We start from the raw sequence: 20,095 nt of genomic DNA, 5'->3' as shown, positions 1-20,095 counted from the left end.
GTGCCGTAAATCGAATGCGCGTGCTATATGGTCGGGTGCGGCGTCGGGCATGCTGGAAGGCCGGGGATTGTTACGCATCCGGGAATCCGACCGGCGTTGTCAGTGGCTCCCCCTAGTCTGAGAAAGCACGGGGGCCCCGCCCCTGTCACTCCTCTCAAGCCAAGAAAGGTGCGGACCGGCGTGGCCGACCGTCTCATCGTCCGTGGCGCGCGCGAGCACAACCTGAAGAACGTCTCGCTCGACCTGCCTCGCGACTCGCTCATCGTCTTCACGGGCCTGTCCGGGTCGGGCAAGTCCTCCCTGGCCTTCGACACCATCTTCGCCGAGGGTCAGCGGCGCTATGTGGAGTCGCTCTCCTCGTACGCCCGCCAGTTCCTCGGCCAGATGGACAAGCCCGACGTCGACTTCATCGAGGGCCTGTCGCCCGCGGTCTCCATCGACCAGAAGTCGACCTCGCGCAACCCGCGCTCGACGGTCGGCACCATCACCGAGGTCTACGACTACCTGCGTCTGCTCTTCGCGCGCATCGGCAAGCCGCACTGCCCCGAGTGCCGCCGCCCGATCTCGCGCCAGTCGCCGCAGGCCATCGTCGACCGGGTCCTGGAGCTGCCGGAGGGGAGCCGCTTCCAGGTGCTGTCGCCGCTGGTGCGGGAGCGCAAGGGAGAGTTCGTCGACCTCTTCGCGGATCTCCAGACCAAGGGGTACAGCCGCGCACGGGTGGACGGCGAGACCGTCCAGCTCTCCAACCCGCCCACGCTCAAGAAGCAGGAGAAGCACACCATCGAGGTGGTCATCGACCGCCTGACGGTGAAGGACTCCGCCAAGCGCCGTCTCACCGACTCCGTGGAGACCGCCCTCGGGCTGTCCGGCGGCATGGTCGTGCTCGACTTCGTCGACCTGCCCGAGGACGACCCCGAGCGCGAGCGGATGTTCTCGGAGCACCTGTACTGCCCGTACGACGACCTGTCCTTCGAGGAGCTGGAGCCCCGCTCCTTCTCGTTCAACTCGCCCTTCGGCGCCTGCCCCGAGTGCACCGGCATCGGCACCCGCATGGAGGTCGACCCGGAGCTGATCGTCCCCGACGAGGACAAGTCCCTCGACGAGGGCGCCATCCACCCCTGGTCGCACGGGCACACCAAGGACTACTTCGGCCGTCTGATCGGCGCCCTCGCCGACGCGCTCGGGTTCCGGACGGACATCCCCTTCGCGGGACTGCCGCAGCGCGCGAAGAAGGCCCTGCTGTACGGCCACAAGACGCAGATCGAGGTCCGCTACCGCAACCGGTACGGCCGCGAGCGGGTCTACACGACCCCCTTCGAGGGGGCCGTCCCCTTCGTCAAGCGCCGGCACAGCGAGTCCGAGAGCGACGCGAGCCGCGAGCGCTTCGAGGGCTACATGCGCGAGGTGCCCTGTCCCACCTGTGAGGGCACCCGGCTCAAGCCGCTCGTCCTCGCGGTCACCGTCATGGGCAAGTCGATCGCCGAGGTCTCCGGCATGTCCATCAGCGACTGCGCGGACTTCCTGGGCGAGCTGAAGCTCAGCGCCCGCGACAAGAAGATCGCCGAGCGGGTCCTCAAGGAGGTCAACGAGCGGCTGAAGTTCCTGGTCGACGTCGGCCTCGACTACCTCTCGCTCAACCGCGCGGCCGGCACCCTCTCCGGCGGCGAGGCCCAGCGCATCCGCCTGGCCACCCAGATCGGCTCCGGACTCGTCGGCGTCCTGTACGTCCTGGACGAGCCGTCCATCGGCCTGCACCAGCGCGACAACCACCGGCTGATCGAGACCCTGGTCCGGCTGCGCGACATGGGCAACACCCTCATCGTCGTCGAGCACGACGAGGACACCATCAAGGTCGCCGACTGGATCGTCGACATCGGCCCCGGCGCGGGCGAGCACGGCGGCAAGGTCGTGCACAGCGGCTCCCTGAAGGAACTGCTCGCCAACGCCGAGTCCGAGACGGGCCAGTACCTGTCGGGCAAGAAGGCCATCCCGCTGCCCGACATCCGCCGGCCCCTGGACCCGTCCCGGCAGCTCACGGTGCACGGGGCCCGCGAGAACAACCTCCAGGACATCGACGTGTCCTTCCCGCTGGGTGTGTTCACCGCGGTCACCGGTGTCTCCGGCTCCGGCAAGTCGACCCTGGTCAACGACATCCTGTACACGCACCTGGCGCGCGAGCTGAACGGCGCGAGGAGCGTCCCGGGCCGGCACACGCGCGTGGACGGCGACGACCTCGTCGACAAGGTCGTGCACGTCGACCAGTCGCCCATCGGCCGCACCCCGCGGTCGAACCCGGCGACGTACACCGGCGTCTTCGACCACGTCCGCAAGCTGTTCGCCGAGACCACCGAGGCGAAGGTCCGCGGCTACATGCCCGGCCGCTTCTCCTTCAACGTCAAGGGCGGCCGCTGCGAGAACTGCGCGGGCGACGGCACCATCAAGATCGAGATGAACTTCCTCCCGGACGTCTACGTCCCGTGCGAGGTCTGCCACGGCGCCCGCTACAACCGGGAGACCCTGGAGGTCCACTACAAGGGCAAGTCCATCGCCGACGTCCTGAACATGCCGATCGAGGAGGCGACGGAGTTCTTCGACGCCGTCCCGGCCATCGCCCGGCACCTCAACACCCTCAAGGACGTCGGCCTCGGCTACGTCCGCCTCGGCCAGGCGGCGACCACCCTGTCCGGTGGTGAGGCCCAGCGCGTGAAGCTCGCCAGCGAGCTCCAGAAGCGCTCCACCGGCCGTACGGTCTACGTCCTGGACGAGCCGACCACCGGTCTGCACTTCGAGGACATCAGCAAGCTGCTGAAGGTCCTGTCCGGCCTTGTCGACAAGGGCAACACCGTCATCGTCATCGAGCACAACCTCGACGTCATCAAGACGGCCGACTGGATCGTCGACATGGGCCCCGAGGGCGGCGCGGGCGGCGGCCTCGTCGTCGCGGAGGGCACCCCGGAGGAGGTCGCCGGAGTCCCGGCCAGCCACACCGGCAAGTTCCTCAGGGAGATCCTCGGTGCCGACCGGATCAGCGACGGGACCTCGGTGAAGGCTCCGCGCAAGGCACCGGCCAGGAAGACGGCGGCGAAGACGGCCGCTGCGAAGACGGTCGCCGCCAGGTCGACGGCGAAGAAGACGGCGACGGCCAGGACCACGGCGACCAAGAAGGCCGCCGAAGCCACCAAGAAGGCCGCGCCCGCCAAGAAGACGGCCCGGGCGCGCAAGGCCTGATCGGGCACGACACAGCGAGCGGTGCTCCGCGGGACTCCCGCGGAGCACCGCTCGCTCCGTTACCGGCCCCGACCCCTACAGCTCGCCCAGTTCCGACGCGTACGGCGGCTGCGCCCCCGCCCGCGAGCAGCTGATCGCCGCCGCGCGTGCCGCGAAGCGCAGCAACCGGGTCCAGTCCTCGACGCCCAGACCGACGACTGCGTCCGGGGACAGCGCGTCTAGCGTGGCGAGGCCGTGCAGCAGGGCCGCGTTCACGGTGTCGCCCGCCCCGATGGTGTCCACGACGTCGACCTTCTCGCCCGGCACCGGTACCACCGCCCCGTCCCGGGTGAACACGGTCAGCCCGTCACCGCCATGGGTGACCACGACGGCCGAGGGCCCCGCGGCCAGCCACTCGCGCGGGGTGCCGCCCAGCCACCGCGCGTCCTCCTCGGAGAGCTTGAGCAGCGACACCGACGGCAGCCAGCTCTTGAACCGGACCCGGTAGGCGTCCGCGTCGGGGATGAGCCCGGCCCGGATGTTCGGGTCGAGCGCGGTGAACACACCCTGCGCGGCCGCGGTGCGCAGCAGCTCCTCGTAGGCGGTCGCCCCCGGTTCCAGGACGAGCGAGCAGGTGCCGAAGGACACCGCGCGCGTCCCGGCGGGGAGTTCGGCCGGGGCGGTGAACAGGCGGTCGGCGGTGCCGTCGACGTAGAAGGAGTAGACGGCCGAGCCGTCGGGGTCGATCGTGGCGACGGCGAGCGTGGTGGGTTCCGTGCCACGCTGCACGGCGGACACGTCCACCCCGGCCTCGCGGAGCCCGTCCAGCAGGGCCTCGCCGAAGGCGTCGAGCGAGGTGCGGGAGCAGAAGGCGGTGGGGGAGCCGAGCCGGCCGAGGGCCACGGCGGTGTTGTACGGGCCGCCGCCGAGCGCCGGCTTGAGACCCGCGAGGGCGCCCGTGCCCTGCGGGACCAGATCGATCAGGGCCTCACCGGCGACGACGATCACGTAACGGTTCCTTTCTCGAACTGCGGTGCTGCGAAGGGCTTTCCGGGATCAGAGCGGAGGCGGAAGGGACTTACGAGGGCCGACTACGCCGACCAGGAGGGCCGCGCCCCCTCCCCGGGGTCGGGGCACCCGCACGACGTGCGGTGCATGAACGTGCAGTCGAGGCGCACGGTCCGGGCGGGCCGGTCCGGTCTGTCGAGGCGTTCCAGCAGGACACGGACCGCCCGCGCGCCGATCTCCCTGCTGGGCTGGGAGATCGCGGTGAGCCGGGGTGAGAACAGATCGGCCCAGGCGAAGTCGTCGAAACAGCACAGGGCGAGGTCGTCCGGTACCGAGAGACCGTGCGTGCGCAGGGCCCGCAGGGTGCCGATGGTCATCGCGTTGTTGGCGGTGACGAGGGCGGTGGGCGGCACGGGGAGGGAGAGCAGGGCGGTCGTGGCCCGTTCGGCCCCGGCCGACTCGGAGTTCCCGTGGACGACCAGGTGATCGTCGTAGGGGAGGCCGGCGGCGGTGAGGCCCTGCCGGTACCCGGCGATCCGCTCGGCGGTGGTGCTCAGCCCGGGCAGTCCGGCCACCAGACCGATGCGCCGGTGACCGAGTCCGGCGAGATGGGTCACCAGCCCGGCCATCGGCTCGGTGTTCTCGGCGCAGACCTGATCGAAACGGTGTGAGCCACCCACCGGGGCGTCCGCCCCAAGTCCGGCCGACTCAGTGCCCGCCCCGCCGACTGCCTCGCCGGTCGCTCCAAGGGCCGTGCCACCGGCTGCCTCGCCGGTCGTTCCACGGGCTGCGCCGCCGACTGCCTCGCCGTTCGCCGGGCGGACCGCGTCGCCGCCTGCGTGGCCGGTGGTGCCACGGGCCGCCGCTCCACCGACCGCCTCGCCGGTGATGCCACGGGCCGCCGCCTCACCGACCGCCTCGCCGGTGGTGCCACGGGTCGCCGCTCCACCGACCGCCTCGCCGGTGGTGCCACGGGCCGCCACCCCGCCGACCACCCCGCCGGCCCCGCCACCGACCGCCGCCCCGACCGACCCACCGGCTACCTCACCGACCACCCCACCGGCAGACCCCCCGCTCACCCCGTCCACCACCCGGTCGAGAAACACCGTAGGGACCTGATGACGAGCGAGGTAGGAGACGAGTTCGCGTGGGTCGGCCGAGGGGGCGACGATCATGCCGTCGACGCGCCGCTCGTGCAGCAGCTGGACGACCTTGCGCTCATGGCCGGGATCGTCGTGCGGATCGGCGATGAGCAGGCTGTAGCCGTGTTCCAGCGCGCCCGCCTCCACGCCCTGGAGGATCTCGGTGAAGTACGGATTGCTGATCGCCGACACCGCGAGCCCGATGGAGCGGGTGCGGGAGGTCACCAGGGAGCGGGCGAGGGTGTTGGGGGTGTAGCCGAGTTCGTCGACGGCGTCCAGCACGGCCTGGCGGGTGTGCGGCAGGACCGGCCGGGTGCCGTTGAGGACGTGCGAGACGGTCGCCACGGACACCCCCGCGCTGCGTGCCACGTCGGCCATGGTCGGCATCGGATCCCCTTCCCGGAACGGCGGCCCACGGCCGGGAAGGTATCTCATTCAGCGGCGCACGTAAACGTTTGCGCAAGCGTTTACGTCGGCCGTCGCCGCACCCTCACCCCGCTCACTCCCAGTCCCACCCGATCCCCACCACCCCGGACCGCACCCGCTGTTCGACCAGGTGGACCGAGTGGTGCCGGCCGGTGAGGGACAGTTCCTGGCGGCCGCTGCGGGGTGCCGCGGGGGAGTGCTGGGCGAAGCGGTGGCAGCGCGACGGCAGCGCGTTCTCGTCGAACCGGACCTGGAGCGCGTACTGCCCGCCGGGCGAGCCGAAACCGCGGACGTACTCGCGGGAGACGCCGGCCGTGCCGTCCTCGACGCAGTGGCGGAACAGGAAGGTGTCCCCGGCCCGCAGCCGGGCGTCGAGGAGCAGCTCGACCACGAGCACCCCGGTCTCATGGTGCGAACGGACGCGCCCCGTACGGCAGTTCTCCAGGGCGTGCACGGTCATGCGCTCCGGCACGCACCCCGGGTCGCCGTGGTGGACGGCGACGAAGCGGTCGACGCCCTCGCGGTGGGCGCGCACGATGTGGTGCGACTCACGGCTGCGCAGCTCGCGGCGTGCCCCGATGTCTATGCGCTCGTGGTGGCCCAGGGTGTGCAGTCCCCCGTCGGGGGGCGCGTCCAGCTCGTCGAGCAGTTGCCCGAGGATGTCCGAGGCCGCGAGCAGCGAACGGTAGGAGCGGGCCGCGGGGCGCTCGGCCGCCGACCGGTCCTCGTCCTCGGCGAGCAGCCGGATCAGCGACTCCTCCGGCAGCTGGAGGATCTCCTCCAACGCCCGTACGGCCCGCAGCGACTCGGGACGCTGCGGGCGCCGGGCACCCTGCTGCCAGTAACTCAGGCTGGTGACACCGACCTTGACCCCGTAGCGCGAAAGATGGTGCTGGACGCGCTGGAGGGGCAGCCCGCGCGCGGCGATCGCCGCGCGCAGTGCGACATGGAAGGGGCCGCCTCGCAGAGCCGAGTCCAGTTCCGCGTGGGCGGCACCGACGTCGTCCGCGTGCTGTGTGGCGTGCGGCATGCAGGGGGCCTCTCTGTACAGGTCCGGACGGCTGGTCAGGCCGTTCGCGAGGGTGTGCCGGGGCCGTCCGTGGCAGTGCCGGGAAAGGCTTCACATCCGTACGCCGTCGTTCCCGGCCCCGAGTTCCCCCGCATTGAAGCGTGTCGGTCAAGTCCCGACAACACCTGCTGCCGAACGGTGGTCAACTCCCGGCCGGTCGGCGGCCCGCCCGCCCTCAGGTGGCGGAGTGCTCCCCCACGCCGTCCAGCAGGTCCCTGATGGCCCGTGCCGACAGCGCCGACTTGGGCAGGAACCCACGTGCCGGGCTGCCGGCGATCAGTTCCTCGAAGTCCTCCCGCGCGTGGGTGGAGATCAGGATGATGACGCAGGGGACACTGCGGGCCAGTTCCACCGCCACGTCGAAGCCGCTGTCGCCGTCGAGGTCGAGATCGACCAGGACGACGTCCGGGGTCAGCTCCGCGGCCCGGACGAGAGCCTCGGCAGCCGACAGTGCGACGCCGACGACCGATATCCCGTCGCGTTCCAGCAGGCGTCGCGCGGCCTCCAGGAACCGGATGCTGTCATCGACGAGAAGACAGCGTATGGACATGCGGACAGGGTCCCAACCAGCCGCAGGCCGCGCTTTCCCGCTACCCGGAAAGAGTCGGGGCGGATTGCTCCCCCGCATCCGCGACCCGGGTGGCGCAGACGACGGCGACCGGAGCGAGCGGGCCGCACCGAAGCCACCTGCGACAGCAGGAGCGACGGTCCGGGAGTTCAACAGGGCGCAGCGGCACGCAGCTCGCGATGGTCACCCTCCCCGAGCGACGGCCGTACGGCGAACGGGACTCCGTGCCGCGACCGGCGGCGACCTGTGCCGGACAGGCGACGCCGGACGCATGGACGGCGGCGGAGTTCACGGGCATGCTGAGGGGGCCGGACCACGGCCGGCCGTCCCCTGCGCGGACGTGTGGAAGTGCCCTCCCTCAAGGGGTGTTTCGCATGACGGGCCCCAGCGGCATCACACACGTCAGCGGCACGACACTCGTCAGCGGCAGCGCCTGAGGCACTGTCATGCGTCGCTCAACACGCAGAGGAAAGCCCCGGGCCCCGCACCGCATCCCGCCGCTCGCCCGGCTGCGCGTCGGCCGGAAGCTGACGCTGCTGGTGCTGCTGCCGGTCACCGCTCTGCTGGTCCTCACCGCCTTCAACTCCGCGGCCCAGTGGCAGCAGGCGCGGACCCTGCGCGACTTCCGCACCGGCACCGGGGTCGCGTTCGCGGTCGTCGAGGTCGGCGACGCCGTCGCACGCGAGCGGCTCGCCGCCGTCGAGGCCCGGCTGCGCCCGGGGCCCGGCAACCGGGCGGTGCGGACCGCGGCCGAACAGGCCACCCGCCGGGTCCTGGAGCGGGCCGTGGCCCGTACCGCCTTCTGGTCCGGCTCCGACGTCGCCGGTGACCTGAACGCCGTCCGCCGTCAACTGCACTCCCTGCGGGCCCGGACGGCCGCCGGCTCGCTCACCGCCCCCGACATCGCCGAGCGGTACGGCGAAGTCGAGGACGCCCTGCTCGACGACGCGACCGCGCTGGAATCCGGCCGCCCCACCCGGGCCTCGGGCCGCGCCGCCGACGCCCACCTCGCGCTCCTGCGAGCCATCGAGGCCGCGGAACGGGAGCGGGCCGAGGTCGCCGCCCTGCTCGCCGGGCCCGCCGACCGCCCCACCGGCGCCGGACGCTGGTCCGCCCTGGAGACGGCACAGCTGGACGCCTTCCGGGAGAACACCTCGGCCGACCTGCGGACCGAGCTGAACGCCCTCCGGTTCCAGGACCCCGGCCGGGCCGTCCGCCAGGTCCGCGACCTGCTGGCCACCGCCCGCGCGGAGACCGCCCGATGGCCGTCGTACGAACGCTGGCTCGCCGACTCCGGTGCCCGCATCGGCGCCCTGCGCGGCATTCAGGACCGGGCCGCCCGCGAACTCGACGCCACCGCAGGCCAAGACCGCCGCGAGGCGGAGACCCGCGTGGTCCGCGATCTCACCGCCTCGCTCGCCGTGCTCACCCTCGTCACCTTCCTCGCCGTCGCCCTCGGCCGGTCGATCACCCGCCCCCTCGGCGAGATCTCCGCGGGCGCCCGGGCACTGTCGCACGGCGATCTCTCCCACGACATCCGGTACGCGGGCCGCGACGAGCCGGGCGAGGTCGCCGACGCCCTGCGCGAACTGCGGGTGGCCACCGAGCGTCTGGTCGCCGAGATCCGCGCCATGAACACCGCGATCGACCGCAACCGCCTCGAACACCGCGCCGACGAGACCTCGTTCGAGGGCGCCTGGAGGCAGCTCGTCGGCGGCATGAACGCCACCATGGCCTCCTGCGCGGCGGCGCACGGACGGCGCGAGGAGGCCGAACAGGAGCTGGCGAGCGTCTTCGACCTCTCCCTCGACCTGTTCTGCGTCAGCGGGCTCGACGGCCGGCTCAAACGGGTCAACCCCGCCTTCGAACGCGTCCTGGGCCGTTCGAGCGAGGAGCTCCTGTCCCGGCCGCTCATCGAGTTCGTGCACGAGGAGGACCGCACGAGCACCCGGGAGGCCCTCGCACGGCTGGCCGACGGCGCCGAACCGGCCGGGTTCGAGAACCGCTGCCTGCGCAGCGACGGCACGGAGGTCCGGCTTCAGTGGAGCGCCCGGCCGGTCCCCGAGACGGGGCTCATCCACGCCACCGCCCGCGACGTCACCGACAGCCGCCGCACCAGCCGGGAACAGGACGCCCTGCGCCGGGTCGCCACCCTGGTGGCCCACGGCGCCCCGCCGGCCGAGGTGTTCGCCCTCGTGGCCGAGGAGGTGGGAGACCTGCTGGACACCAGCGCGGCCGTGCTGCGGCAGGAGCCCGACGGCAGCCAGACGCTCCTCGGGTCCGGGCTCGGCCTGCCGGAGGAACTCGAGCAGGCCATGCGCGAGGAGCGCAGGGCGGCGGAGCGCGCGGCGATCGACGAGGTCACCCGGACCCGGCGCGCCGCCCACAATCGGTCATGCCGCGTGCGCGCCCATCGTCGTCGACGACCGGATGTGGGGCTTCGTCCTCGCCGCCTCGCCCCTGGAGGTGCTGCCCGCGGGCATCGAGTGGCGGCTGGCCGACTTCACCGACCTCGTCGCCACCGCCATCGCCAACGCCGACAGCAGCGCCCAGTTGACCGCTTCACGCGCGCGCGTGGTGGCCCAGGCGGACGCCTCCCGGCGCCGCACCGAGCGCGACCTGCACGACGGGGTCCAGCAGCGGCTCGTCGCGGTCCGGCTGGAACTGCGGCTCGCCGAGACACTGCTGACCGACCCGACGTCGGAGCTGGCCGCACAGCTGGCACACGTCGGCAAGGGCCTCGACGACACCTTCCAGGACCTGCTCCAGGTGGCCAGGGGCATCCACCCGGCCATCCTGTCCCAAGGAGGACTGGGGCCCGCTCTGCGCTCCCTGGCCCGTCGTTCCCCGGTCCCCGTCGAGCTCGATCTGCGGCTGCCCGCGACGCGGCTGCCGGAACGAGTGGAGGTGGCCGCGTACTACGTGACGTCCGAGTGCCTCAACAACGCGGCCAAGCACGCCCACGCGCGCGTGGTGGCGGTGTCGGCGGAGATCCGCGACGACGTCCTGGAGCTGACCGTCCGCGACGACGGCGTCGGAGGCGCGGAGCCCAGGCGCGGATCCGGCCTGATCGGGCTCGTCGACCGGGTCGAGGCGATCGGCGGCAGGCTGACGGTCGGCAGCCCGCCCGGCGGGGGTACCACCGTGGACGTGCGGCTGCCGCTGGCCGCGCCCTCGCCGGACCTGTGACCGCCCGAAGACGCACGCCGGGGGGTCCGTCCAGGTGGGGGAGCCTGAACTTGATGACGTCGCGTACGCTCCGGGCGGTCCCGATCGGACGGAGGGGTGTCCGACCGGCTCTGGTGGCGGTGCGGTCCGCCGCTCAGCGCTTCCGCAGCAGCTCGGCGCGCACGATGTCCGGGTCCCTGGGATCCAGGACGCCGGTCGGCCCGTACGTCTCCTCCGGGTACCGGCGGGCACGGACCGGTCGCCGCTGCCTCACGATCCGTGTCCGCCGCATCTCCCGCACCCTTCGGCCGTGCGCCCCTCCGTCCCTCGCCCGGGACGGCCGGCCGCACTGCATCTGCACTGCTCCGAGCATCGTCCGCAGACGTCCGCACGTCGTCACGGCAGGCCCCCAATTCCGCTTCCGGCTAGCTGGAAGCCGCAAGGTGCGGCAGGCTGAGGGAGCGAACGCAGGGGGCCGAGCCGGGGGAGACCCGGCTTCGCCAGGCGCACCGCGCGGGCCGGGCAGGGGTGGGGACCGGGGGTCATGGACGACGCAGCACAGCAGCCGACGCGGGGACGGGTCGTGCTCGCCGACGACGACATCCTGCTCAGGGAGGGCCTGGCCAGTCTCTGCGAGCGCGTCGGGTACCAGGTCGCGGGCCAGGCGGGTGACGCGGTCCGGCTCCTGGAGCTGGTCGACGGGGAACGCCCCGACCTGGCGATCGTCGACATCAGGATGCCCCCGGACCACTCGACCGAGGGCCTCAGGGCGGCCCGCACGATCCGTGCGCGCCACCCCGGCACCGGCATCCTCGTCCTGTCGGCGTACGTCGAGGTCGAGGACGCCCTGGAACTGCTGGCGAGCGGCCGCAAGATCGGCTATCTGCTCAAGAGCCGGGTCACGGTCGTCGACGAGTTCACCGAGGCCCTGGAGCGCATCCACCGGGGCGGCTCGGTGGTCGACCCCTCCCTGGTGCAGGAGCTGTTCTCCGCCCAGCGCCGCGACGACCCCCTCGCCCACCTCAGCGCCCGCGAGCGCGAGGTCCTCGCCCTGATGGCCGAGGGCCGCTCCAACGCCGGCATCGGCCGTCGCCTGTGGGTCACGGAGGGCACCGTCGAGAAGCACGTCCGCAGCATCCTGGGCAAACTCGGCCTCACCGAGGACACGGACGACCACCGCCGGGTGCTGGCCGTTCTCACCTTTCTGGAGTCCCGCTAGGCGTCCGCCGCGGATCACCTCGGGACATGGCCGGGGTTGTCCACAGGCAGACCGGAGTGTCAGCCCTCGCCAGTAGGGTGTGAGACATGGCCGACCCCTCCAGCTACCGCCCCAAACCAGGGGAGATCCCTGACACTCCCGGGGTGTACAGGTTCCGCGACGAGCACCGCCGGGTGATCTACGTCGGAAAGGCGAAGAGCCTGCGCCAGCGCCTGGCGAACTACTTCCAGGACCTGGCGAGCCTGCACCCCCGCACCCGCACGATGGTGACCACGGCCGCGTCCGTGGAGTGGACGGTGGTGTCCACGGAGGTCGAGGCCCTGCAGCTGGAGTACTCCTGGATCAAGGAGTTCGACCCCCGGTTCAACGTCAAGTACCGCGACGACAAGAGCTACCCGTACCTCGCGGTGACGATGAACGAGGAGTTCCCGCGCGTGCAGGTGATGCGCGGCCACAAACGCAAGGGCGTGCGGTATTTCGGGCCGTACGGGCACGCGTGGGCGATCCGCGACACCGTCGACCTCCTGCTGCGCGTCTTCCCCGTCCGCACCTGCTCGGCCGGCGTCTTCAAGAACGCGGCCCGCACCGGCCGCCCCTGTCTCCTCGGCTACATCGGCAAGTGCTCGGCGCCCTGCGTCGACCGCGTCTCCCCCGAGGAACACCGCGATCTGGCCGAGGAGTTCTGCGACTTCATGGCCGGCCGCACCGGCGCCTACATCCGCCGCCTGGAGCAGCGGATGGCGGACGCGGCCGAGGAGATGGAGTACGAGCGGGCCGCCCGCCTGCGCGACGACATCGGCGCGCTGAGGAAGGCCATGGAGAAGAGCGCCGTCGTGCTCGCCGACGCGACCGACGCCGACCTGATCGCGGTCGCCGAGGACGAGCTGGAGGCAGCCGTCCAGATCTTCCACGTCCGCGGCGGACGCGTCCGCGGCCAGCGTGGCTGGGTCACCGACAAGGTGGAGGAGATCACCACCGGCGCCCTCGTCGAGCACGCCCTCCAGCAGCTCTACGGCGAGGAGACCGGAGACTCCGTCCCCAAGGAGGTCCTCGTCCCCGCCCTGCCCGAGCCGGTCGAACCCGTGCAGGAGTGGCTGACCGCGCGGCGCGGCTCCAACGTCTCGCTGCGCATCCCGCAGCGCGGCGACAAGAAGGCCCTCATGGAGACAGTGCAGCGCAACGCCCTCCAGGCGCTCGCCCTGCACAAGACCAAGCGCGCCTCCGACCTGACCACGCGCTCGCGTGCCCTGGAGGAGATCGCCGAGGCCCTCGACCTGGACAGCGCCCCGCTCAGGATCGAGTGCTACGACATCTCCCACCTCCAGGGCGACGACGTGGTCGCGTCCATGGTCGTCTTCGAGGACGGCCTCCAGCGCAAGAGCGAGTACCGCCGCTTCCAGATCAAGGGCTTCGCCGGCCAGGACGACGTCCGGTCCATGCACGAGGTGATCTCCCGCCGGTTCCGGCGCTATCTCGCCGAGAAGGAGAAGACGGGGGAGTGGGCCGACGGGGAGGACGGCCTCACCGAGGACGACGGCCGTCCCAAGAAGTTCGCCTACCCGCCCCAGCTGGTCGTCGTGGACGGCGGACAGCCCCAGGTGGCCGCCGCCAGGAAGGCCCTGGACGAGCTCGGCATCGACGACATCGCGGTCTGCGGTCTCGCCAAGCGCCTGGAGGAGGTCTGGCTGCCCGAGGAGGACGACCCGGTCGTGCTGCCCCGCACCAGCGAAGGCCTGTACCTTCTCCAGCGGGTCCGTGACGAGGCCCACCGCTTCGCCATCACCTACCAGCGCACCAAGCGGGCCCAGCGCTTCAGGTCGAGCCCGCTCGACGACGTCCCCGGCCTCGGGGACACACGCAAGCAGGCTCTGCTGAAACATTTCGGGTCCCTGAAGAAACTACGATCCGCCACCATCGACCAGATCTGCGAGGTGCCCGGCATAGGCCGCAAGACGGCCGAGACGATCGCCGTGGCCCTCGCCCAGGCGGCCCCGGCCGCGCCCGCCGTCAACACGGCGACTGGAGAGATCATGGATGACGAGGAACCCGGCAATACGGGTTCCGGAGGGGACCCCGTGACGGCGGGCGCCCCGGACGAACGACGGGGGCAGGAGACATGAATGTGAACGAGCACGAAGAACGACAGGACCAGGGCGGAGAAGAAGCACAGGTGAGTACCGGCACGACCCTCGACGCGGGCGGCGTCCCGGAGGCGGCCATCCCCGAGCTGGTGATCATCTCCGGCATGTCCGGAGCCGGCCGTTCCACCGCCGCGAAGTGCCTGGAGGACCTCGGCTGGTTCGTCGTCGACAACCTCCCGCCCGCGCTGATCCCCACCATGGTGGAGCTCGGCGCCCGCTCCCAGGGCAACGTCGCCCGGATCGCGGTGGTCGTCGACGTCCGCGGCCGGCGCTTCTTCGACAACCTCCGCGAGTCCCTCGCCGACCTGGAGGCCAAGCACGTCACCCGGCGGATCGTCTTCCTGGAGTCCTCCGACGAGGCCCTGGTGCGCCGCTTCGAGTCCGTGCGCCGCCCGCACCCCCTCCAGGGCGACGGCCGCATCGTCGACGGCATCGACGCCGAGCGCGAGCTCCTGCGCGAGCTGCGCGGCGACGCCGACCTGGTCATCGACACCTCCAGCCTCAACGTCCACGAGCTGCGCGCCAAGATGGACGCCCAGTTCGCCGGCGAGGAGGAGCCCGAGCTGCGCGCCACCGTCATGTCGTTCGGCTTCAAGTACGGCCTCCCGGTCGACGCCGACCTGGTCGCCGACATGCGGTTCCTGCCCAACCCGCACTGGGTCCCGGAGCTGCGCCCCTACACCGGCCTCAACGAGGAGGTCGCGGCGTACGTCTTCAACCAGCCCGGCGCCAAGGAGTTCCTCGACCGCTACGCCGAGCTGCTGCGCCTGATCGCGGCCGGCTACCGCCGTGAGGGCAAGCGGTACGTGACCATCGCCATCGGCTGCACCGGCGGCAAGCACCGCTCGGTCGCCACGTCGGAGAAGCTCGCCGCGCGCCTCGCGGCCGAGGGTGTGGAGACGGTGGTCGTACACCGGGACATGGGACGGGAATGACCGCACGTAGTCCGCGGCTGAGCAGGCTGCGCCGGGCCGTCCCCGAAGGGCGTGCGGCCCGCCCCGCCGAGGCCCGCGGGGCGAGACCCCGCCGGCGCGGCGCCCAGCCCAAGGTGGTCGCGCTCGGCGGCGGCATGGGCCTGTCCGCCTCGCTCGCCGCCCTGCGCCGGATCACCGGCGACCTCACTGCCGTCGTCACCGTGGCCGACGACGGCGGCTCCAGCGGGCGCCTGCGCGACGAGCTGGGCGTTCTGCCGCCCGGCGACCTGCGCAAGGCGCTGGCCGCGCTGTGCGGCGACGACGAGTGGGGCCAGACCTGGGCCCGCGTCATCCAGCACCGCTTCCAGTCCAAGGGCGACCTGCACGAACACGCGGTCGGCAATCTGCTCATCGTCGCCCTGTGGGAGCAGCTCGGCGACCATGTCCAGGCCCTCGACCTGGTCGGCAGACTCCTGGGCGCCCATGGCAGGGTGCTGCCCATGTCCGCCGTACCCCTGGAGCTCCAGGCCCTGGTCAAGGGGCACGACCCGGAGCGACCCGAGGACGTGGACACCGTACGGGGACAGGCGACCGTGGCCCTGACCCCGGGCGAGGTGCAGTCGGTGCACCTGGTGCCGCACGACCCGCCCGCGGTGCCCGAGGCGGTCGAGGCCGTCCGGGACGCGGACTGGGTGGTCCTCGGCCCCGGCTCGTGGTTCTCCTCGGTCATCCCGCACCTGCTGGTGCCCGAACTGCTGGACGCGCTCACACAGACGAAGGCGCGCCGGGTACTCTCCCTGAACCTCGCACCGCAGCCGGGAGAAACCGATGGCTTCTCCCCGCAGCGTCATTTGGAGGTTTTGGGACGACACGCCCCTAAACTCGCCCTGGACGTGGTGCTGGCCGACCAGGCCGCCGTGCCCGACCGCGACTCCCTGACCGATGCCGCCAAGCGGTTCGGTGCCGCGGTCGAGCTGGCGCCGGTGGCCCGGCCCGACGGAACCCCGAGGCACGACCCGGAGCTGTTGGCCGCCGCGTACGACCGTATTTTTCGGATGCATGGAAGGATCGGCCCATGGCGATGACGGCAGCGGTGAAGGACGAGATCTCCCGGCTCCCCGTCACCCGTACCTGCTGCAGAAAGGCGGAGGTCTCCGCCATCCTGCGGTTCGCCGGCGGCCTTCACCTGGTGAGCGGGCGCATTGTGATCGAGGCGGAGCTGGACACCGCGATGGCGGCCCGCCGCCTCAAGAGAGACATCCTGGAGATCTTCGGCCACAGCTCCGAACTGATCGTGATGGCTCCGGGCGGACTGCGCCGGGGCTCGCGTTACGTGGTCCGGGTCGTCGCCGGCGGTGACCAGCTGGCCCGGCAGACCGGCCTGGTCGACGGCCGGGGCCGACCGATCCGGGGCCTGCCCCCGCAGGTCGTCTCCGGTGCCACCTGCGACGCCGAGGCCGCCTGGCGCGGGGCCTTCCTGGCGCACGGCTCGCTGACCGAGCCCGGCCGCTCCTCCTCCCTGGAGGTGACCTGCCCGGGCCCGGAGGCCGCGCTCGCCCTGGTCGGCGCCGCCCGCCGCCTCTCGATCGCCGCCAAGGCCCGCGAGGTGCGCGGTGTGGACCGTGTGGTCGTCCGCGACGGTGACGCGATCGGCGCCCTGCTCACCCGTCTGGGTGCCCATGAGTCGGTGCTCGCCTGGGAGGAGCGCCGGATGCGCCGCGAGGTGCGGGCCACGGCGAACCGTCTCGCCAACTTCGACGACGCCAACCTGCGCCGCTCCGCGCGCGCGGCCGTCGCCGCCGGAGCGCGGGTCCAGCGGGCCCTGGAGATCCTCGCCGACGACGTGCCCGAGCATCTCGCGGCCGCCGGGCGGCTGCGCATGGAGCACAAGCAGGCCTCCCTGGAGGAGCTGGGCGCGCTCGCCGACCCGCCGCTGACCAAGGACGCCGTGGCCGGCCGTATCCGCCGGCTGCTCGCCATGGCCGACAAGCGCGCCTCCGACCTCGGCATCCCGGGCACGGAGTCCAGCATCACCGAGGAGATGGCCGACAACCTGGTCGGCTGATCCTCCCTCACCGCGCCGGTGCCGACGCCCACTTGGGCCGTCGGCACCGGCGTTTGCGTATCCGTGAGGCGCCCTTGACTGGATCATGAACTGTCATGAGCCTGGCTCTGTTCGCTGCTGGGGCGGACCACCGCAAGGGGGGCTCATGAGACGAAGAGCGAGACCGATCCTCGCTGTTGGCGCGCTCCTGCTCGGCGGCGCGGGCATCGCACCCGTCGCCCATGCCGCGCAGAGCGCCGGTTCTCCTGATCCGAACGAAATCAAGGTCTTCCGCGCCGAGGTCACCAGCGGGCAGGTACCCCTGCTGCTGGCGGCCGGGCAGGACGGCCACGAACTGAGCGAGCAGGTGCCGGAGAAGGGCACCGCGACCGTCGAGGTCTATCTCACCGACCGGGAAGCCCGGAAGCTGGAGCAGAAGGGCGTCGAGCTCACCGAGCACACGCTGACCGCCAAGGCCGAGGCCCGCGTGGAGAAGGCGGCCGAAGGTGTGTTCCGGCCGTACAGCGGAAGCGGCGGGCTCCGGGAGGAACTCCTCGCCACCGCCCGGGCCAACCCCGGCCTCACCAAGGTCGTCTCCATCGGCAAGACGGTGAACGGGCAGGACATCCTCGCGCTCAAACTCACCAAGAACGCGAAGAAGTCCAAGGACGGAGCCAAACCCTCCGTCCTCTACCTGTCCAACCAGCACGCGCGTGAGTGGATCACTCCGGAGATGACCAGGCGCCTGCTCCACTACTACGTGGACGGCTACAAGAGCGACAAGCGCCTGAAGAAGATCGTCGACTCCACCGAGCTGTGGTTCGTCCTGTCGGCCAACCCCGACGGCTACGACTACACCTTCAAGGACGCCGGCAACCGCCTGTGGCGCAAGAACCTGCGCGACAACAACGGCGACGGCACCATCGCGGTCGGCGACGGCGTCGACCTGAACCGCAACTTCTCCTACAAGTGGGGCTACGACAACGAGGGTTCGTCCCCCAACCCCACCAGCGAGACCTACCGCGGCACGAGCCCGGCCTCCGAGCCCGAGACCAAGGCACTCGATGCCTTCGAGAAGCGGATCGGCTTCACGTACGGCATCAACTACCACTCCGCCGCCGAGCTCCTCCTCTACGGCGTCGGCTGGCAGGTGGCCACCGACACGCCCGACGACGTCATGTACAAGGCGCTCGCCGGCACCCCGGAGAACTCCGCCATCCCCGGCTACCGTCCGCAGGTCTCCTCGGAGCTGTACACCACCAACGGCGAGGCGGACGGCCACGCGTCGAACGTCAACGGCCTGGCGATGTTCACCCCCGAGATGTCGACCTGCCAGACCGCCTCGAACCTGGACCCCGACGACCAGTGGAACGCGGCCGACTGCCAGTCGGTCTTCAACTTCCCGGACGACGAGAAGCTGATCCAGCAGGAGTTCGAGAAGAACATCCCCTTCGCGCTCTCCGTCGCCGAGTCCGCGGCCACGCCCGACCGGCCGAAGTCCGCGCTCGGCCTCGACGCCGCCGACTTCACCCCGAAGACGTTCACCACGTCCTACGCGCGCGGCGCCGACCAGGAGGTCTCCGTCGTCGTCCGCAGGTCCGTGCGCGACAAGGAGCTCAGGTACCGCGTCAACGGCGGCCGTACGCACGAGAGGGACCTCAGGGCCTGGAAGGGCGGTGAGACCTACGGCGGTGAGGACAACCTCTACTTCGACGAGTACCGGGCCGAGGTCGAGGACGCCGACCCGGGCGACAAGGTGGAGGTCTGGTTCACCGGCCGGGCGAGGAGCGGCAAGCCCGTCTCCAGCGCGCACTTCACGTACACGGTCGCCGAGCGGCCGCGCGCCGACGTGCTCGTGGTCGCCGAGGAAGGCGCGACCGCCGCACAGGCGCAGACGTACGTGGACGCGCTGAAGGCGGCCGGCCGCAAGGCGATCGTCTGGAACGTGGCCACCCAGGGCGCGCCCGACGCGCTCGGGGTGCTGGACCACTTCAGGTCGGTCGTCCACTACACGGGCGCGACCGTCCCGGGCAACCCCACCCAGCTCCAGCTGCGCGCCTTCCTCAACGAGGGCGGCAAGCTGATCGAGGCGGGCGAGCGGGCCGGCGGCAGCGTCGACCTGGGCGGCGGCACCCTGTCGAACGACTTCAGCCAGTACTACCTGGGCGCCTACACCCGGACGACCCTGCCGGGCGCCACCTCCTTCCAGGGCAGCGGGAAGCTCTCCGGGGCAGCCGGAACCCTCGGCGCCGCCCCCGGCAACCCGCTGGACGCGGCCGGCTCCTTCAGCGTCACCTCGGACAACCTCCCCGTGGCGACCTTCCCGCAGTTCGCGAGCGCGGGAGCGGGCGGGTACCCGGGCACGCCCAACCCGTACGGCCCGTACGAGGGCGCCTCCATGGCAGCTGTCACGCACAGCGACTACGCCTGGAACCGTCTCACCCGCACCATCGACCTCACCCAGGTCACCGCCGCGCAGGCGCCCACGCTGCGCACCCGGCTGCTGTGGGACACCGAGGAGGGCTACGACCACGCCGTCCTGGAGGCGCACACCGCCGGGGCGGACGACTGGACCACGCTCCCCGAGAAGAACGGCGCCACCAGCACCGCGGTGCCCGCCGAGTGCGAGGCCGGGTTCTTCATCGCGGCCCACCCCGCGCTCAAGCGGTATCTGACGCAGGGCGCCGGCGGCTGCACGGCCTCCGGCACCAGCGGCCAGTGGAACAGCCTCACCGGGTCGTCGGCCGGCTGGCAGGAGGTCTCCTTCGACCTCTCCGCGTACGCCGGCAAGAAGGTCGAGGTCTCCCTCAGCTACATCACCGACCCGGGCTCCGGCGGTCGCGGTGTCCTCGCCGACAACGCGTCCGTGGTCATCGGCGGCCAGGCCACCGAGACCGAGGGCTTCGAGACCTCGCTCGGCGTCTGGAGCGTGCCCGGTCCGCCCGCGGGCAGTCCCGCGGTCGTCAAGGACTGGGGGCGCGCCGGAGAGCTGTTCAAGACGTACGGAGCGGTCACCACGGACGACACCGTTCTGCTGGGCTTCGGCCTGGAGCACGTGACCGCGGCGGCCGACCGCACGGCCCTCGTCAAGAAGGCACTCGCCGCCGTCGGGGGGTGAACCGGACGTGACCCGGCGTAGTCGCCCCGGGTGACCGGAGCTTTCGGTCCGGGGCGGTCCGTACCCCTACT

Annotated in this window: 12 protein-coding genes and 1 pseudogene; 9 read left to right on the top strand and 4 right to left on the bottom strand. The window is 71.7% G+C overall.

Annotated features, from left to right (window positions below; genetic code table 11):
* The first annotated feature begins 180 nt into the window (after window positions 1-180).
* Window positions 181-3,228: an excinuclease ABC subunit UvrA gene (gene uvrA / locus M2163_RS15690; protein ID WP_280852169.1), complete on the top strand. Its 3,048-nt coding sequence runs from the start codon at window positions 181-183 to the stop codon at window positions 3,226-3,228.
* A gap of 75 nt (window positions 3,229-3,303) precedes the next feature.
* Here the strand turns inward: uvrA and M2163_RS15685 are convergent, their stop codons facing one another.
* The 4 genes from M2163_RS15685 to M2163_RS15670 all read right to left on the bottom strand — a co-directional run bounded on the left by M2163_RS15685 (window position 3,304) and on the right by M2163_RS15670 (window position 7,402).
* Window positions 3,304-4,215 carry a carbohydrate kinase gene (locus M2163_RS15685; RefSeq protein ID WP_280894239.1) on the bottom strand — a complete coding sequence of 304 codons (912 nt, stop codon included), beginning with the start codon at window positions 4,213-4,215 and terminating at the stop codon, window positions 3,304-3,306.
* Window positions 4,216-4,298: 83 nt separating this feature from the next.
* Window positions 4,299-5,744, bottom strand: coding sequence for a LacI family DNA-binding transcriptional regulator (locus M2163_RS15680; RefSeq protein WP_280894238.1), 1,446 nt, complete (start codon window positions 5,742-5,744; stop codon window positions 4,299-4,301).
* A gap of 112 nt (window positions 5,745-5,856) precedes the next feature.
* Complete coding sequence (locus M2163_RS15675) at window positions 5,857-6,813, bottom strand: hypothetical protein (RefSeq protein ID WP_280852172.1); 957 nt, start codon at window positions 6,811-6,813, stop codon at window positions 5,857-5,859.
* Window positions 6,814-7,027: 214 nt separating this feature from the next.
* Window positions 7,028-7,402, bottom strand: a complete 375-nt coding sequence (locus M2163_RS15670) for a response regulator (RefSeq protein ID WP_280852173.1) — start codon at window positions 7,400-7,402, stop codon at window positions 7,028-7,030.
* Window positions 7,403-7,866: 464 nt separating this feature from the next.
* On the opposite strand from M2163_RS15670, the pseudogene M2163_RS46635 reads away from it, so the two are divergent.
* From M2163_RS46635 to M2163_RS15635, 8 genes and pseudogenes are all read left to right on the top strand, one after another.
* A pseudogene (locus M2163_RS46635) lies at window positions 7,867-9,483 on the top strand (nitrate- and nitrite sensing domain-containing protein); the annotation flags it as partial.
* A 367-nt stretch (window positions 9,484-9,850) separates the two neighbouring features.
* Window positions 9,851-10,609 (top strand): sensor histidine kinase, encoded by a 759-nt coding sequence (locus tag M2163_RS46630; protein ID WP_348542159.1) that lies wholly within the window; start codon window positions 9,851-9,853, stop codon window positions 10,607-10,609.
* A 523-nt stretch (window positions 10,610-11,132) separates the two neighbouring features.
* A complete protein-coding gene (locus M2163_RS15660) occupies window positions 11,133-11,807 on the top strand; it encodes a response regulator transcription factor (protein WP_280894237.1) in 675 nt (224 codons plus the stop codon).
* 86 nt (window positions 11,808-11,893) lie between these two features.
* Window positions 11,894-13,927, top strand: a complete 2,034-nt coding sequence (gene uvrC, locus M2163_RS15655) for an excinuclease ABC subunit UvrC (RefSeq protein ID WP_280894236.1) — start codon at window positions 11,894-11,896, stop codon at window positions 13,925-13,927.
* Window positions 13,924-14,883: an RNase adapter RapZ gene (gene rapZ, locus M2163_RS15650; RefSeq protein ID WP_280852177.1), complete on the top strand. Its 960-nt coding sequence runs from the start codon at window positions 13,924-13,926 to the stop codon at window positions 14,881-14,883. The genes uvrC and rapZ overlap by 4 nt, the downstream gene beginning before the upstream one ends.
* Entirely contained in the window at window positions 14,880-15,947 is a 1,068-nt protein-coding gene (gene yvcK, locus M2163_RS15645; RefSeq protein WP_280852178.1) for a uridine diphosphate-N-acetylglucosamine-binding protein YvcK, read from the top strand. Before rapZ ends, yvcK begins: the two co-directional genes overlap by 4 nt.
* Window positions 15,938-16,927: a DNA-binding protein WhiA gene (gene whiA / locus M2163_RS15640; protein WP_031057649.1), complete on the top strand. Its 990-nt coding sequence runs from the start codon at window positions 15,938-15,940 to the stop codon at window positions 16,925-16,927. The genes yvcK and whiA overlap by 10 nt, the downstream gene beginning before the upstream one ends.
* A 145-nt stretch (window positions 16,928-17,072) precedes the next feature.
* The gene (locus tag M2163_RS15635) at window positions 17,073-20,024 is read left to right on the top strand and encodes a M14 family metallopeptidase (protein WP_280894235.1); all 2,952 of its coding nucleotides are present in this window, start codon (window positions 17,073-17,075) and stop codon (window positions 20,022-20,024) included.
* Window positions 20,025-20,095 lie beyond the last annotated feature (71 nt).

Origin of the sequence: Streptomyces sp. SAI-135 (assembly GCF_029893805.1) — a bacterium.
Lineage (GTDB): Bacteria > Actinomycetota > Actinomycetes > Streptomycetales > Streptomycetaceae > Streptomyces.
The sequence above is the reverse complement of the archived record's forward strand: the minus strand, read 5'-3'. Positions and strand labels throughout refer to the sequence as shown.

What these genes read in the sequence shown, in the direction of transcription:
- M2163_RS15675 (WP_280852172.1), bottom strand. Translation starts at nt 6,813, where the DNA reads ATGCCGCACGCCACACAGCACGCGGACGACGTCGGTGCCGCCCACGCG.
- uvrC (WP_280894236.1), top strand. Translation starts at nt 11,894, where the DNA reads ATGGCCGACCCCTCCAGCTACCGCCCCAAACCAGGGGAGATCCCTGAC.
- yvcK (WP_280852178.1), top strand. Translation starts at nt 14,880, where the DNA reads ATGACCGCACGTAGTCCGCGGCTGAGCAGGCTGCGCCGGGCCGTCCCC.
- rapZ (WP_280852177.1), top strand. Translation starts at nt 13,924, where the DNA reads ATGAATGTGAACGAGCACGAAGAACGACAGGACCAGGGCGGAGAAGAA.
- whiA (WP_031057649.1), top strand. Translation starts at nt 15,938, where the DNA reads ATGGCGATGACGGCAGCGGTGAAGGACGAGATCTCCCGGCTCCCCGTC.
- M2163_RS15635 (WP_280894235.1), top strand. Translation starts at nt 17,073, where the DNA reads ATGAGACGAAGAGCGAGACCGATCCTCGCTGTTGGCGCGCTCCTGCTC.
- M2163_RS15670 (WP_280852173.1), bottom strand. Translation starts at nt 7,402, where the DNA reads ATGTCCATACGCTGTCTTCTCGTCGATGACAGCATCCGGTTCCTGGAG.
- M2163_RS15660 (WP_280894237.1), top strand. Translation starts at nt 11,133, where the DNA reads ATGGACGACGCAGCACAGCAGCCGACGCGGGGACGGGTCGTGCTCGCC.
- M2163_RS15680 (WP_280894238.1), bottom strand. Translation starts at nt 5,744, where the DNA reads ATGCCGACCATGGCCGACGTGGCACGCAGCGCGGGGGTGTCCGTGGCG.
- M2163_RS46630 (WP_348542159.1), top strand. Translation starts at nt 9,851, where the DNA reads ATGTGGGGCTTCGTCCTCGCCGCCTCGCCCCTGGAGGTGCTGCCCGCG.